This window comes from uncultured Flavobacterium sp., assembly GCF_963925415.1.
In the GTDB taxonomy this organism is placed as follows: domain Bacteria; phylum Bacteroidota; class Bacteroidia; order Flavobacteriales; family Flavobacteriaceae; genus Flavobacterium.
In genome coordinates, this window is sequence record NZ_CAWUTS010000032.1 from 1 (window position 1) to 15528 (window position 15528).

Annotated in this window: 12 protein-coding genes and 1 tRNA gene; 5 read left to right on the forward strand and 8 right to left on the reverse strand. The window is 30.2% G+C overall.

What is annotated here, in order from left to right:
* Positions 1-74: 74 nt before the first annotated feature.
* The 5 genes from AABM47_RS02285 to polA all read right to left on the reverse strand — a co-directional run bounded on the left by AABM47_RS02285 (position 75) and on the right by polA (position 6895).
* Positions 75-806 (reverse strand): methyltransferase domain-containing protein, encoded by a 732-nt coding sequence (locus tag AABM47_RS02285; protein WP_338409307.1) that lies wholly within the window; start codon positions 804-806, stop codon positions 75-77.
* 5 nt (positions 807-811) lie between these two features.
* Positions 812-1615, reverse strand: coding sequence for a class I SAM-dependent methyltransferase (locus tag AABM47_RS02290; RefSeq protein ID WP_338409308.1), 804 nt, complete (start codon positions 1613-1615; stop codon positions 812-814).
* Positions 1608-3053, reverse strand: a complete 1446-nt coding sequence (locus AABM47_RS02295; RefSeq protein ID WP_338409309.1) for a radical SAM protein — start codon at positions 3051-3053, stop codon at positions 1608-1610. Before AABM47_RS02295 ends, AABM47_RS02290 begins: the two co-directional genes overlap by 8 nt.
* Positions 3046-3948, reverse strand: a complete 903-nt coding sequence (locus AABM47_RS02300) for a nucleotidyltransferase domain-containing protein (protein WP_338409310.1) — start codon at positions 3946-3948, stop codon at positions 3046-3048. The genes AABM47_RS02295 and AABM47_RS02300 overlap by 8 nt, the downstream gene beginning before the upstream one ends.
* Before the next feature lie 100 nt (positions 3949-4048).
* Positions 4049-6895 carry a DNA polymerase I gene (gene polA, locus AABM47_RS02305; protein WP_338409311.1) on the reverse strand — a complete coding sequence of 949 codons (2847 nt, stop codon included), beginning with the start codon at positions 6893-6895 and terminating at the stop codon, positions 4049-4051.
* Between the two features lie 146 nt (positions 6896-7041).
* Here polA and AABM47_RS02310 point away from each other — a divergent pair, with 146 nt between their 5' ends.
* The gene (locus AABM47_RS02310) at positions 7042-8274 is read left to right on the forward strand and encodes a metallophosphoesterase (RefSeq protein WP_338409312.1); all 1233 of its coding nucleotides are present in this window, start codon (positions 7042-7044) and stop codon (positions 8272-8274) included.
* A 75-nt stretch (positions 8275-8349) separates the two neighbouring features.
* Positions 8350-8646: a thioredoxin family protein gene (locus AABM47_RS02315; RefSeq protein ID WP_338409313.1), complete on the forward strand. Its 297-nt coding sequence runs from the start codon at positions 8350-8352 to the stop codon at positions 8644-8646.
* Here the strand turns inward: AABM47_RS02315 and AABM47_RS02320 are convergent.
* Positions 8643-9269 carry a polysaccharide deacetylase family protein gene (locus tag AABM47_RS02320; RefSeq protein WP_338409314.1) on the reverse strand — a complete coding sequence of 209 codons (627 nt, stop codon included), beginning with the start codon at positions 9267-9269 and terminating at the stop codon, positions 8643-8645. The genes AABM47_RS02315 and AABM47_RS02320 overlap by 4 nt on opposite strands.
* 29 nt (positions 9270-9298) lie before the next feature.
* Positions 9299-12505 (reverse strand): DUF2723 domain-containing protein, encoded by a 3207-nt coding sequence (locus AABM47_RS02325; RefSeq protein ID WP_338409315.1) that lies wholly within the window; start codon positions 12503-12505, stop codon positions 9299-9301.
* A 154-nt stretch (positions 12506-12659) separates the two neighbouring features.
* On the opposite strand from AABM47_RS02325, the gene AABM47_RS02330 reads away from it, so the two are divergent.
* Positions 12660-12730 (forward strand) — tRNA-Gln (locus AABM47_RS02330).
* A 51-nt stretch (positions 12731-12781) separates the two neighbouring features.
* Here the strand turns inward: AABM47_RS02330 and AABM47_RS02335 are convergent.
* A complete protein-coding gene (locus AABM47_RS02335; protein WP_338409316.1) occupies positions 12782-13606 on the reverse strand; it encodes a universal stress protein in 825 nt (274 codons plus the stop codon).
* 161 nt (positions 13607-13767) lie between these two features.
* Between AABM47_RS02335 and rimP the strand changes: the two genes are divergently transcribed.
* Together rimP and nusA are read left to right on the forward strand one after the other, a co-directional pair.
* Positions 13768-14235, forward strand: coding sequence for a ribosome assembly cofactor RimP (rimP, locus tag AABM47_RS02340; RefSeq protein WP_338409317.1), 468 nt, complete (start codon positions 13768-13770; stop codon positions 14233-14235).
* Between the two features lie 14 nt (positions 14236-14249).
* Positions 14250-15491 carry a transcription termination factor NusA gene (nusA, locus tag AABM47_RS02345; RefSeq protein ID WP_338409318.1) on the forward strand — a complete coding sequence of 414 codons (1242 nt, stop codon included), beginning with the start codon at positions 14250-14252 and terminating at the stop codon, positions 15489-15491.
* The last annotated feature ends 37 nt before the right edge of the window (positions 15492-15528 follow it).

Consider the following 15528-nt stretch of genomic DNA (forward strand, 5'->3'; position numbering starts at 1 on the left):
GCATCTGGGGCATTATTGCTTCGATAATTTTACATGAAACTGTAAATTATTTTTTATTTAGAAAAGCTATTAAATTATAGACTATCTTTTTTTAATAAAATATGCATAAAAGGGTTTTTAGTTATAAATCTATTAATTCTATTGGGTTTATGAATGATTTTGTAGTTGTTTAAATCCTCTAATGAATGATGAAAATAGTAGTTTGCCATTTCTGGAAAACCTTGGCTGCTATAATAATCTATTGTTCTTTTTTTGGCGTTTTCAATTTCATTTTTCGAATAAAAAGGACTGTCCATAACATGTATTTCTCCATTCTCTTTTAAAAAACTATTAAGTAAAACTACTAACTTTTCAAGGTTTTCAAAATATTGCACACTTGCGTTTAGCGTAATTATGTCAAATTTATGGGCATATAGTGTTTGCAGCTGAAAAATATCGCCATAAACAAATTCTAAATTTTCTAAATTAAAAACAGTATTTGCTTGTTCTAATTCTTCTAAATTTATATCAATTCCTGTAACTTGAGTGTTTTTAATTTGAGCCAATTTATGTGTAAACCATCCATTGCCACAACCAATATCTAAAATATCTAAAGGTTTGGTTTGGTTTTTCAAATAAGTAATGATTCTTTTTGTAGAAGAAACTCTTGCTTCCCACTCTTTTGCATTTGGGTTTTTAGCTTGCAAATGAGGTAATTGTAACACTTCTTCATTGGTTAAAACTCTGTTTTCTTTATCTCTAACGGATAGATAATTGTTGGAAAAATTATTTTTTATTGGTGTTAGTATATTTGTTTTTTTCGACATCAAGTTTATTTTTTCTTAAAACTAATAATATAATAATCCCCAATACCAGCAGGCACACATTTTTTTTGATTCATTGCTTTTTCAAATGAAATAAGCTTTTTGACAAGGTTTGTATGTTTTGTGACAGAAGTATGATTTACAGAAGGATAAAACAAACCTAAACTTTCGGCTTTTAAATAGTCAAAATCTTTTTTAAATAAGGATCTAATTTTTTTTGGGGAATGATAGTATGTCTTCACAGCTTCACCTTCAACATTTGCTAATGCATTATTTTTTTTAAATCGAATAAACGCTCTTTCAAATTTGCCTTTTAAAATATAAATCCAATCCCAAGGATAATATTTGCCCATTATTACAAAGGTTATAATTGCTTTTTTTTTAAGAATTAAATTTAATGATTCAACTACTTTTTCTAGTTCATTTGTGCAATTTAGACCTCCAAAATTGGAAAAAACATAATCAAAATGTTGTTTTTTTAATTCATCTAAATTTAGAAAAGAACTTTTTTTAAAACTTAGATTGTGGAGTTTCAATTTCTCAATTTTACTTTCAATATAATTCTGAGAACCATCTGCAATATCAGTGGCAACAACAGCATAGCCTTTTTTTGCAAAATAGACAGCATCTATGCCACTTCCAGAATTTAGTTCTAAAATGCTATGATTCGATTTTAAAAATCGTTCAATATGCGCATAAACTTGTTGTCGCATGGTTTGATCAATAATACTTTCATTATTTAAACTTTCATAATGTTCGTATATTTTAGAAAATCCTTTGTTTACTGCTATTTCTTGATTGTTTTCAGGCATTTTTTGCTAATTTCTTTAAAATCATTTTATCCAAAAAAGCACTCGGTATATAATAGCATAATCGTAAAATAGATTTTATTTTTTTTGTAGAAAAAGAAACGTTTTTCAAATTTTCAAAGCCTTGCGATTTTCTAAATTCTTTATGCACATAGCGTTGCAACTTTTTATAATATTTAGAGTTATATGTACCTTTAAACATCATTTCAAAATCATCTGAATCGGTCCAATTTGCTTTTAGTTTTAAATCGTCTTTTACTTTGTCATAAAATTTAGTTCCTGGCAATGGGTAAGAAACCGAAATTCCGATATTATCTGGTTTTAAGTCTTTAACCATTTGAATGGTTTTTTGAATATCTTCTTGGTTTTCTGTCAAATATCCAAACTGAAGAAATAGTGCCACCCGAATGTTTTTTTGTTGCAAAAGATGTGTTGCATCATAAATTTCTTCTACTTTGGTACCTTTATCCATGGCATCTAATATTTTTTGCGAACCACTTTCGGCTCCCACCCAAACTTCTTCTAAACCACTTGCTGCTAAAGCATCAATAGTGTCTTCTTTTAACAATAAATCAACACGACTTTGAATGTAATAATTAATTTTTAGATTTTCTTTTTGCAATTCAACAGTAAATTCTTGCACCCAATTTGGTTTTAAACCAAAAATATCATCGCACATCCAAAAACGTTTTACACCAAATTTTTCTTGTAAATAAGCTATTTCTTTAACTATATATTCTGGCGAATGGGCATTGTAACGGTTGCCATAAATAGGTTTTGCACACCAATTGCATTTATAAGGACAACCACGTGTTGTGGCTAAATTTAAAGTAAATTCTTGACCATTTTGTTTCCAAACTTCTTTATAGGAATTTATATCAACTAAATCCCAAGCTGGTAACGGTAATTCGTCTAAATTTTTAAGCACAGTCCTTTTTAGGTTGACTTTAATTTCGTTTTCGTTTTTAAAGACAATTCCGTTTATGGTAGCAACACTTTTATTTTCTTCTAAATGCGTTATTAATTCTAATAATGTTATTTCTCCTTCACCTTGAATGATATAATCTGCACCTTTTTCTAGGTATTTTTGATAATGGTCTGTAGAATCTGAACTAGAAATAATCACTAAACAATCAAATGATTTTGCAATTGTTATCATTTTAAAACAAGCTTCGCGCATATTGGTTAAGCACATTTTAGTTAGATAATTAAACCCATCATCATATATAACCAAGTAATTTGGTTTTTGTTCTTTTATTTTTAATTCTATTTTTTTTGGAGAATCTAATAAATTAGTGTCAAACAAATCTACTTCAAAACCGTTTTTTCTTAGTAAAGCGGCTGCATACAAAGTCCCCAGTGGTGGAAAAGGTGTTTTGTTTTTCCATTGTTTGGGGTCTAATTTATAATAATAAGAATGTGAAAAAAGTATGTTAGACATGTTCTTTTGTTAATTCGATTTTATATTTATGTTCAACATCTATAATTTTTTCATTTAGAGCATTTACAACTTTTTTTTGAAAATTTGAAGGGTGATGTTTGGATATGTTTTTAGTTGATTTTAGTGCTATTTTAAAATCGTTTGCGGATAAATAATAAAACTTTGAGTTCCATTTTTTTAATGTCAAAAATTTGAATATAAAATCGATCTGAATTCCGATCCTATTGTTTAATGAGACTTCTAAAAATTTAATGTAAACAGGTTTTTTTGTGTTTTGAATGTTTTCTATATTTGGTTTAAAATTAGAAAAATATTGATGGAACCATGTGTTTTTTTTATAAAATTTTTCGAAAACAATTTTGCCTTCTAATGGAATTAAGGTTTTTATTTCCGTGGCAGTAAATCGATTTTGTTCTTCTATTTCTAATTGATTTTCAGATATAAAATAATTAATGCAAAAATATTTTTTTGAATTTAAAAGAAATATTTTTTTATAAAGCATTAACAAAGTCCTGCATATCCAAAGTTTTGAATGTTGTGTAATTACAAAAAAATCTATATCACTTTCTTCATCATAATACCCTTTTGATAACGACCCTGATACACCAACTGCTTTGACGAAAGGAAATTTTGAAATAAATTTTGCACGATCTTTAGCGATTAATAATGCTTTTTTAGCTTGAATGTTACCTTTTTTTCTTTTTGTAATACTTTCGATGTCATTATTGTAAACATAAAAACCATCAATATAATTAATAATTTTTTTAGTAACTAACAGTTCTAATTCTTTTTGAGTTACTTGAATTTCTTTGTGATTGGTATAGCTGTGTATCTCATCAAGTTTTAATGGATAACTGAAAACAGAAAAATATAATATGGTTTTTAAAGATTCCAAATTTTGATTACATATATTGTGACTAATAATAAAGACGAAAATGGTTTTATAAAAATAATGAAATATTTTTATAAAACCATTTTTTCATGAAATTTTTGAATTAATGTGCTTCCAGCCAATTTTTACCCAATCCAAGATCTACAATTAAAGGAACATCTAAACTAAAAGCATTCTCCATTTCATGTTTTATCATTGGTTGAATTTTTTCTAATTCACTGTTATGAACATCAAAAACAAGTTCATCATGAACTTGCAGCAGCATTTTAGATTGCCAGTTTTCAGAAATCAATCTTTTATGAATGTTGATCATGGCAATTTTAATAATATCTGCAGCACTTCCTTGAATGGGTGCGTTTACAGCATTTCGTTCTGCACCGCCCCGCACCATTGCATTTGCTGAATTGATGTCTTTTAAATACCTTCTTCTGCCTAAAACGGTTTGAACATAACCATTGTCTCTTGCAAAATCTACTTGTTCTGACATGTATGATTTTAATTTAGGGTAGCTTTTATAATACGCTTCAATTAAATCTGCACTTTCTTTTCGAGTCAAATCGGTTTGATTGCTTAATCCAAAAGCAGAAACACCATAAATTATTCCAAAATTTACAGTTTTAGCGTTACTTCTTTGTTCTTTTGTTACTTCTTCTAATGGAACGTTGAATACTTTTGAAGCGGTACTTTTATGGATATCTTCATTATTTTTAAAAGCGGCAATCATGTTTTCTTCACCAGACAAAGCTGCAATAATTCGCAATTCAATTTGTGAATAATCGGCCGCTAATAAGGTGTGATTTTTATCGCGTGCAATAAAAGCTTTTCTAATTTGCTTTCCTCTTTCTGTACGAACAGGAATGTTTTGTAAATTTGGGTTATTAGAACTCAAACGCCCCGTTGCAGCAACTGTTTGCATATAATCGGTATGAACACGCCCTGTTTTTGCATCCACTTGATTAGGTAAAGCATCTACATATGTATTTTGTAATTTTACCATTTGTCTCCATTCTAAAATGTGACGTACTATTTCATTGTCTTTTGATAAATAGCTCAATATTTCTTCTCCAGTAGCATATTGCCCTGTTTTTGTTTTTTTTTGTTTGACTCCTCCAATTTTTAATTTGTCAAATAAAATATCACCTAATTGTTTTGGCGAAGCTAAATTGAATGTTTCGCCTGCAATTTCATATATTTTTAATTCTAAAGCTTTGCTTTCTGTAGCTAAATTACCTGAAAGCGAATTCAAAAAATTAACATCTAAGTTAATGCCTTCTTTTTCCATAGCGGCTAATACTTTTACTAATGGAATTTCGATTACATCAAATAATTTTTTAGTGCCCACTTTTTCCAAAATGGGTTGAAAATGGTTTTTTAATTGATACGTAATATCAGCATCTTCAACAGCATATTCTTTTACATCATCTAAAGAAACGCTTCGCATTGAAAGTTGGTTTTTCCCTTTTTTTCCAATTAAGGTTTCAATGCTTTTAGGGCTGTATTTTAAATACGTTTCGCTTAAAATATCCATGTTATGTCGCATGTCGGGATTGATTAAATAATGCGCAATCATTGTATCAAATAATTTACCGTTTACGGTAACAGCATAATTAGAAAGTATTTTTAGATCGTATTTTAAATTTTGACCAATTTTTTCGATTTTTTCATTTTCAAAAAACGGCTTTAATTTTTCAACTAAAACAAATGCTTCTTCTTGATTTTCTGGAAAGGGAACATAAAATCCCTTTCCTTTTTCATATGAAAAAGCAATTCCAACTAATTCGGCATTTAAAGCATCTAACCCTGTAGTCTCAGTATCAAAGCAAACTGAAGTTTGATTTTGTAAGTTTTGAACAAGTAATTTTAAAGCTAAATCACCTTGAATAATTTGATAAAAATGTTCGGTGTTTTCTATTGATGCATAATGAGAATTAAAACTGGTCTCTGAACTTGATTCTTCAGAAAATCCAAACAAATCCATTTGATCATCATTTGTTTTTTTAACTTGAGTTTGTTTTGCATAACCCTTTTCATTATGATTATTTTCAGATTGTTCTGAAATTTCAGATTGTGAAATAAATATTTTTTCAAACTGTTCTTGCATTCTTCTAAATTCCAATTCTTGAAAAAGAGCTTCTGTTTTTTCAACATCAGGTTTAGATAATTCGTAATTTTTTTCATTGAATTGAACAGGGCAATCTAAAAGTATTGTGGCTAATTTTTTGGATAAAATTCCTTTTTCTTTGTTTGCTTCTATTTTTTCTTTAATAGCACCTTTAAGCTCATGTGTATTTGCCAAAAGGTTTTCCATAGATCCATATTGAGCTAAAAATTTCTTGGCTGTTTTTTCTCCAACACCAGGTAAACCAGGAATGTTGTCTGCAGCATCTCCCATCATTCCAAGAAAGTCAATGACTTGTAACGGATCTGTAATTTCAAATTTTTCCAATACTTCTGGAACGCCCCATATTTCAATTCCATTACCCATACGGGCAGGTTTGTACATAAAAATATTTTCAGAAACCAATTGGGCAAAATCCTTGTCAGGAGTTACCATGAATACTTTAAAATTTTCTTTTTCTGCTTGTTTAGCAATTGTTCCAATTAAATCATCTGCCTCAAAACCAGCGACTTCAATAATGGGAATGTGCATCGCTTTTAACAATTTTTGAATATAAGGGACTGCAATTTTTATGGCTTCAGGTGTTGCATCACGATTGGCTTTGTATTCAGAAAACATTTCATTTCTTATGGCGCTTCCGCCCTTGTCAAAAGCTACGGCTAAATGATCGGGCTTTTCTCGCTTGATTACATCCATTAATGAATTCATAAAACCCATAATAGCCGATGTATCCATGCCCTTTGAGTTAATTCGAGGGTTTTTTATAAAGGCATAATAGCCTCTAAATATCAAAGCATATGCATCAAGAAGGAATAATCTTTTTTGTGACATTGAAATAGAAATTAAATTAGAATCTGAAATAATTTATATAAAAACGTAAAAATACAATTCTTTATTAAATAACACTTTGTTAAATTTGATTAAATATGCAGTGTTTTTTGATAACTAGTTAGTTACTTTGCAAAAAAAATTAGAGTATGTTGCGAGGTTTAATTCCACTTATATGCATTGTTCTTATAGAGTTTTATTCGTTTCAAGCTATAAGAACTGTTTCAAAATCAAAAATTGTATTGTTTCTGTATCTTTTGGTAACCCTAGTTACAGTTGTTTACATTGTATATAATTTTTCTCAATTTGACAGAAGTGTTGGACAAACTCAAAATTCACTCATTACTACAGGTTTATTTTTAATTTTTGTTGTTCCTAAAATACTCATCAGTTTTATTTTATTTGGTGAAGATGTATTTAGATTTATAAGAGGAGTTATAAATTATTTTGCAGGGAGTCCTAATGATGTAGCTTTTTTGCCAAATCGCAGAAAATTTATAAGTCAAATAGCACTAGGGATGGCGTCTATTCCATTTGTTTCACTTTTATATGGCATGACTATTGGAAAATATAATTTCAAAGTAATTAAGCAAACCATATTTTTTGATGATTTGCCCGATTCGTTTGACGGCACTACAATTACCCAAATATCGGATATTCATAGTGGTAGCTTTGATGATGTAGAAAAAATAGAATACGCTATAGATTTAATTAATCAGCAAAATAGTGATTTGGTTTTATTTACGGGAGATATTGTAAATACTCATGCAAAAGAAATGTATCCATGGATTGCTATTTTTAAAAAAATTCATCATCCAATATTAGGAAAATATTCTGTTTTAGGTAATCACGATTATGGAGAGTACAGTACTTGGAAATCGGAACAAGAGAAAGAAGAAAATTTTGAAGCAATAAAAGACTTGCACCGTCAAATAGATTTTAAATTGCTCTTAAATGAACATGTAAAAATTCAGAAAGGCTCAGACTCTATTGCCTTAATTGGTGTTGAAAATTGGGGTAAACATTTTAAAAAAGCGGGTGATTTGTCTTTAGCATCAAAAGGCGTGTCACAAGGCGATTTTAAAATCTTAATGAGTCACGATCCAAGTCATTGGAATGAGGAAGTACAGCGTAATGAAAACAAGTATCATTTAACGCTATCGGGTCATACACATGGTTTCCAATTTGGAATTGAAGTTCCTGGATGGATCAAATGGAGCCCGGTGCAATATGTTTACAAACAATGGGCTGGCTTATATGAAAACAATGGGCGTTTTATTTATGTAAATCGAGGTTTAGGATTTCATGCCTTCCCTGGAAGAGTTGGAATTATGCCTGAGATTACAGTTATCACACTAAAAAAAGCAGAAAAATTAGCATAATTCATTAAAAATAGTACATTTGCACTATGCTTTGAGTAAGAAAATTGTTGTTTTATTATTAACTAAATCAATTTTATGTCAAAATTTGGAGAACTTATCGATGCTCAAGTTCCAGTATTGTTAGATTTCTTTACAGAATGGAATGAACCTTCAATAGCAATGAATGAAGTAATACGTCATGTAGCAGCAGCTCTTGGTGATAAAGCTAAAGTTATTAAAATTGATGTAGATAAAAATAAAGAACTTGCGGATGCTCTTCGCATCAAAGGATTGCCAACACTAATGATTTACAAATCAGGTCAAATGGTTTGGAGACAAAGTGGTGAATTTGACGCTAATACTTTAATAAGCATTGTAAACGAACAAGCTTAATTTAATACATCAAAAATAAAGCCTTTTTCTTTTAACCTTTTAATGGTTTCAGGTAAAGATAATTTTAAGTTTTGAGATGCTTTTTTGCTATCGTGAAAAACAATTATACTCCCTTGTGCAGTATGTTTTATTACATTTTCCAAACAATTTTTGGGTGTTTCTAAACTGTCGTAATCTTTACTCAATACATCCCACATAATTATTTTATATCCTTTTTTTCGAAGCAGTTGAGATTGTGTAGGAGTAATTTTACCATATGGAGGCCTAAATAGTTTAGGATGCCCTGTATTTTGTTTATTGATTTCAGTATTACATAATTCAGCGTTTTCAATGTATTTTTTTAGGGATGTTTTCCAGCCTTGTAAATGGCTAAACGTATGATTTCCTATGGCATGACCCTCTTGAATAGTTTTTATAAAAACTTCAGGATGTTTTTCAATGTTGTTTCCAATGCAAAAAAATGTTGCTTTAATATTTTCTTTTTTAAGAACGTCTAAAACCCATTCGGTTATTTCTGGAGTTGGGCCATCATCAAAAGTAAGATATATTTTTTTTTCATCATTTGGAACTTCCCAAATTTGATTGTAAAATAATTTCTTTATGATTCGGGGTACTTTTATCATTTCTTAGCCATGAAAAATAGCTTCTTTTTTTATTTTATCATGTCTCTCTTAAAACGAGAATACATTTTGTTATAGTTGTTAAATTTTACTTTTTCAGTTTCAAAAAACAGTGTGTCTTTAGCTTTTTTGCTTATCTCAAGTAAGCTTCTATAGCGCTCAATATCTGTTATCAAATCACCGGCACGACTGTTTTGTTCATTGATAGTTAAGCTGTTGTAATACCTTAAGCTTTCTTGATATTTTACTAGTAACTTGCTTATTATTTTTTGGGCTTTGTCTTTTTTGTTTAATGCATAATAACCTTCTACAAAAGGTTCTACTAACGTATAATATCCAAAAATATCAATAGGCATTTTTTGCATGGTTAAATCAATCAGTTTTTCTGCCTTAGTTACTTTTCCTTCGTTTATCAAAGTTTCCATTAAACGGGCAATATTAGAGCGATATGAGACACTGTTTCTTCTGGTTTCTATATCGTGATACATTTTTGGATTACCACTATTTCCCCAGTCCCATTTCATAATGATGTTATACATTTTATCACTATCAATTATTCCCATGTCTAATGGGCTTCCGTCTTTTTCTTTTGGAGTTTTAATAGGAACAATTTTATAACACATTCCATCTAATTGCAAATAATCTTTTAGCCATAAAAAGTCTGCATCATCAAAACTACCACCTGTAAAATATAAAGGTCTTTCCCAATTGTTTTGATTTAAAATATCCAACATTATCAGACGGTTTTTATATAAAGCTTGTCCTTTTATAGTTAAACTAATTTGCGAAACAATAGAGTCTTGAAATTGTTTAGAAACTACCTTGTTTTGAATAATAATTTCTTTGTCAATAGGAATAATTATTTTATTTGAGGGGTAATAATGCAAGCGTTTTCCGCTATTCATTTCTACTGTAGCCCTTTCATCTTCAATTTTAATGAATGTTAAAATGTCATCCAGCAACAATGGTTCGGTTGTTTTTTCAATAAATAAGACTCCGTCTCTGTTGCTTCCTCGATATTGATCTCTTGTAAAAGAAATGGGCACTGGTTCAGAGTTATAGGATTTGTTTTTCATTTGATCAATGTACCAATCTGTTGCTAACAAACTAGTATTTATGATGCGAACGTCGGTTCTATAGCCTTCAATTTCTTGAGCATACCAAAGCGGAAAAGTGTCATTATCACCAATAGTAAATAATATAGCATTTGGCTCACAAGAGTCTAAATAAGCTTTTGCCATTGCAAGTGCGGTATATTTTCCTGAACGGTCATGATCATCCCAATTTTCTTTAGCTAACAAAGCAGGTCCAGCTAAAAAAGTTACTGCTAAAACAACTGGAACTGCAACTCTAGGGCTCAAATGTTTTTTTATGCCTTCAAAAATTCCAAATACGCCATATCCCATCCACATCGCAAACACATAAAAAGATCCTACAACAGCATAATCGCGTTCACGAGGTTCAAAAGGTCTTTCATTTAAAAATATCTTTAAGGCAAAACTTGTAAATAGAAACAGTGCTAATAGTACATAAAAACTTTTAAGGTCTTTTTTAGCATGAAATATCATTCCTATTAATCCTAATATAAAGGGCAAAAAATAATAAGTATTTCTAGCTTTATTGTTCTTCATGTCAGACGTTAATTCAGATTGATTTCCAAGTCTAAGCTCATCTAATGGTTTAATGCCGCTTATCCAATTTCCGTTTTCACCATCATACTTCCCTTGTACATCGTTTTGTCTGCCCACAAAATTCCACATCAAATACCGCACATACATGTAGCCAAATTGATACTCAAACATGAACTTCATGTTGTTTACAAATGAAGGCTTTTCAATAATCAAATAATCACCATATTTTTTTAAAAATGAGGTATAGTCATCTAAATCAACAGCGCCTTGGTTATATGCATTTCTAAATTCAGATACAACTTGAACCAATTCATCTTCATGCGAATAGGCAGGATTTATTCTAAAATCTAAGGGCTCTGTAAAACTCATGTAGTTTTCAGCACGATCAGTACTCCACATTCTGGGCATAAATCCTTTGTGGTTGTCGTCTAAATTTTGGTTGCCATTTTTATAGTCGTTTGTAATGATGTATTGCCCTGTTTTATAGTCACGTTCATAATTAGGCTTTTCGTCAAAATAAGGGTTGTTTTCATCTATTCCTGCAAAAGCTTCTGAAAACATTGGACCATAAAATGTTTTTTGTTCACCATATTGTTCTCTGTTGTAATAAGCCAATACTTCTGCAGCATCAGACGGTTTGTTTTCGTTTATTGGAATATCTGTATTTGCTCTAATGGGCAACATGATCCAAGTTGAAAAGCCAATCAATATAAATAAAAGGCAAAGCAATATGGTATTGTAGAAAACTTGTCCTTTTTTCCGTGTATAATTTAATCCAAAATAGAAGAAACCAACGATTAACAAAAAGGCAAAAATGGTACCCGAATTAAAAGGTAATCCAAAGGTATTTACCATAAAAATTTCTGTTTTTCCAAAGAAAGACAAAGTATACGGTAATAAAAATTTAAAAACAAAAAATAAAATAACTACTACTACAACATTGGCAACAATAAAGTTTTTTAGGGTAATTTCTTTATATTTTTTAAAATAATAAAGCAAGCCAATTGAAGGAATTGTAAGTAACGCCATAAAGTGAGCTCCAAAAGAAAGCCCTATAACTAATGAAATAAGCACCAACCATCTATTGCCCCTAGGAGAATCCATCTCTTGTTCCCAGCGCGAGCCAAGCCATAACAATAAAGCAATAAATAAAGAGGCCATTGCATAAACTTCTGCTTCTGTAGCATTATACCAAAAACTATCGGTGTATGTAAAAGCCAAAGAAGCAATTAAGGCACTTCCTAAAACCATTATTGAATTTCCATTATCTTGTTCAAGTGATGTTGGAATAATTTTTTTTAATAAAATGGTCAACGACCAAAAAAGAAATAAAATAGTAAAAGCACTCGAAAAAACAGACATCATATTTACCATTAACGCTATTTTGTCAGGGCTAAAAGCAAACATGGCAAAGAAGGCGCCGATCATTTGAAACAAAGGTGCTCCTGGGGGATGTCCTATTTGTAGTTTAGCAGCTGTTGAGATGTATTCGCCACAGTCCCAAAAACTTAATGTAGGTTCTACAGTTAAACTATATGTGATTAATGCTATTGCAAAGGCAAACCAACCCAGTATATTATTCCATTTATTAAAATTAAATGATGCCATAGTTTTTTGATAAAGGTGTTGTTTTTAATGTGAGCTACAAAGAAACTATTTTTTAGATAATAACCCACGTTGAATTTAATTTTTTAATATTTTTTTTAGAAAAATTTGCAATACATAAAATATATATTACATTTGCACTCGCTATAAGAAAGCATGTCCCATGGTGTAATGGTAACACAGCGGTTTTTGGTACCGTCGTTCAAGGTTCGAGTCCTTGTGGGACAACAAAAAAGCCCCGAAATTTTTCGGGGCTTTTTTAATTTTAAATATTTTTGTTTAGATTTTAAAGGTAATCATAGCTTTTTTAGTATGATTAACTAAATCTTCGCTGATGCTCCCATTAAGGAAATGTGAAAGTCCTTTTCTTCCATGAGTACTTATTCCTATTAAATCTGCTTTTATCCTTTTTGCAAAATGCAAGACCCCTTTTTCAACATTTAAATCATTGTAGATATGAGTTGAAACTTTATTGATTTTAAAACCAGACACAAAGTTGTTCATTATCTCTTCTGCCACATTTGTTGATTTAAAACTATTTGGAGTATTAATCATTACTAAATGTAGATGAGAATCAAAATCATTAGCAAATTTTACAACTTTTTCAAATGGTTTTTTAATCTCATCAGAAAAATCAGAAGCGAAAACAAAATTATTTGCATTAAAATTATCGTCTTCTTTTTTGACTACCAATACTGGAAGATCAGAATTTCTAACAACTTTTTCAGTATTTGAGCCTATAAACATTTCTTGAAAGCCACTCGCTCCATGAGAACCCATTACTATTAAATCTGCACTGCTTGCTTTTCCACTTTTTAATATGCCATCAAAAGCCATTTCAAACTGAATGATTTTTGAAACTTTTATATCTTTTAGATAGTCAGCTTTCATAATGCTGTCTAACTTGTTTAATGCTGCGTTTTTAAACAACATCAATTCTGGAATATCATGTGAACTTGAAACGGCATCATTTCCTGAAGTTGGTAATTCCAACATGTGAATTAATAGTATCTCTCCATTATTTTTTTTAGCAATTTGAGCTGCAACTTTCAATGCATATTCTGCACTTTTAGAAAAATCTGTAGGTACTAAAATTTTTTTCATTAGTATGTATTAATTTGTTTTTATTATCAAATAAAGGTAAGAAAATTAATTATATAAATCATTGAGAGAGTATATTTAAAAAAAATTGTATATTTGCACCGTTATTTTGCATGTGAATTTAGATAATGAGGGAAGCAATGCTTCCCTCTTTTTATAAAACTATGAGTTTTAAAGAAATAGTACAAGCTCTTTTAGAAGAAGCTTTAGAACAAAAACCGTCTTTATTTTTAATTGATTTAGTAGTTACTGAAGACAATAAAGTTTCCATAATTTTGGATGACGACAAAGGTGTAATTCTTCAAGATTGTATGGATGTTAGTCGTTCAATTGAGAACAGTTTAGATAAAGACGAGCACATATATGCTTTAGAGGTTGCTTCAGCAGGAGTTTCAACTCCTCTTAAGTTTGTAAGGCAGTATAAAAAAAATGTAGGTAGAAATTTAAAAATTACTACTTCAGATTTAGAAAAAATTGAAGCCAAACTAACCGAAGCTGATGATGATACAATCACTTTAGAATGGCAATCAAGAGAGCCTAAGAAAATAGGTAAAGGAAAAGAAACAGTTAACAATAAAAAAGAAATTGCTTATTTAAATATTAAAGAAGCAATTGTTTTAATATCATTTTAATTATTTGAATCAATATGGAGAATATCGCATTAATCGATTCGTTTTCAGAATTTAAAGATGACAAGCTTATCGATAGAGTAACTTTAATGGTTATTTTAGAAGATGTATTTAGAAACGCATTAAAGAAAAAATACGGCTCTGACGATAATTTTGACATTATTATAAATCCTGATAAAGGAGATATGGAGATATGGAGAAACAGAATTGTAGTAGCTGATGGTGAAGTTGAAGACGAAAATGCTGAAATAGCCTTAGCTGAGGCTAGAAAAATTGAACCTGATTTTGAAGTTGGGGAAGATGTTTCTGAAGAGGTAAAATTAATTCAATTAGGTAGAAGAGCCATTTTAGCTCTTCGCCAAAATTTGATTTCAAAAATTCATGAGCACGACAATACCAATCTTTACAAACAATTTAAAGATATAATAGGAGATATTTATACGGCAGAAGTACATCATGTACGTCCAAAAGTTGTAATTTTGATGGACGATGACGGAAACGAAATTGTGCTTCCAAAAGAAAAACAAATCCCAAGTGACTATTTTAAAAAAGGAGATAGCGTTAGAGGGATTATTGAAAATGTGGAATTAAAAGGAAATAAGCCTCAAATCATTATGTCAAGAACATCACCATTGTTCTTAGAAAAATTGTTTGAGCAAGAAATTCCAGAAGTTTTTGACGGATTAATTTCAGTAAAAAACGTAGTGCGTATTCCTGGCGAAAAAGCTAAAGTTGCAGTAGATTCTTATGATGATAGAATTGACCCAGTAGGCGCTTGTGTTGGTATGAAAGGATCCCGTATTCACGGAATTGTAAGGGAATTAGGTAACGAGAATATTGATGTTATTAATTACACAACTAATATTCAATTATACATAACAAGAGCATTAAGCCCTGCAAAAGTTTCTTCAATTAAAATTAATGAAGAAAAGAAAACAGCTGAAGTGTACTTAAAAGTAGAGGAAGTTTCAAAGGCAATTGGTAGAGGCGGTCACAACATTAGACTAGCCGGACTTCTTACTGGATATGAATTAGATGTAATTAGAGAAGGAGTTGTAGAAGAAGATGACGATGTTGAATTAAGAGAATTTTCTGATGAAATAGAAGAATGGGTTATTGAAGAGTTTGAAAAAATAGGATTAGACACCGCTAAGAGAATTATCAGTCAAGAGATTGCCGATTTAGTCAGAAGAACTGATCTTGAAGAAGAAACAGTTACGGAAGTAGTTAGAATATTAAAGGAAGAATTAGATAGATAATTGTAACCATTCATTTATCAAAACAATAAAAAGATTA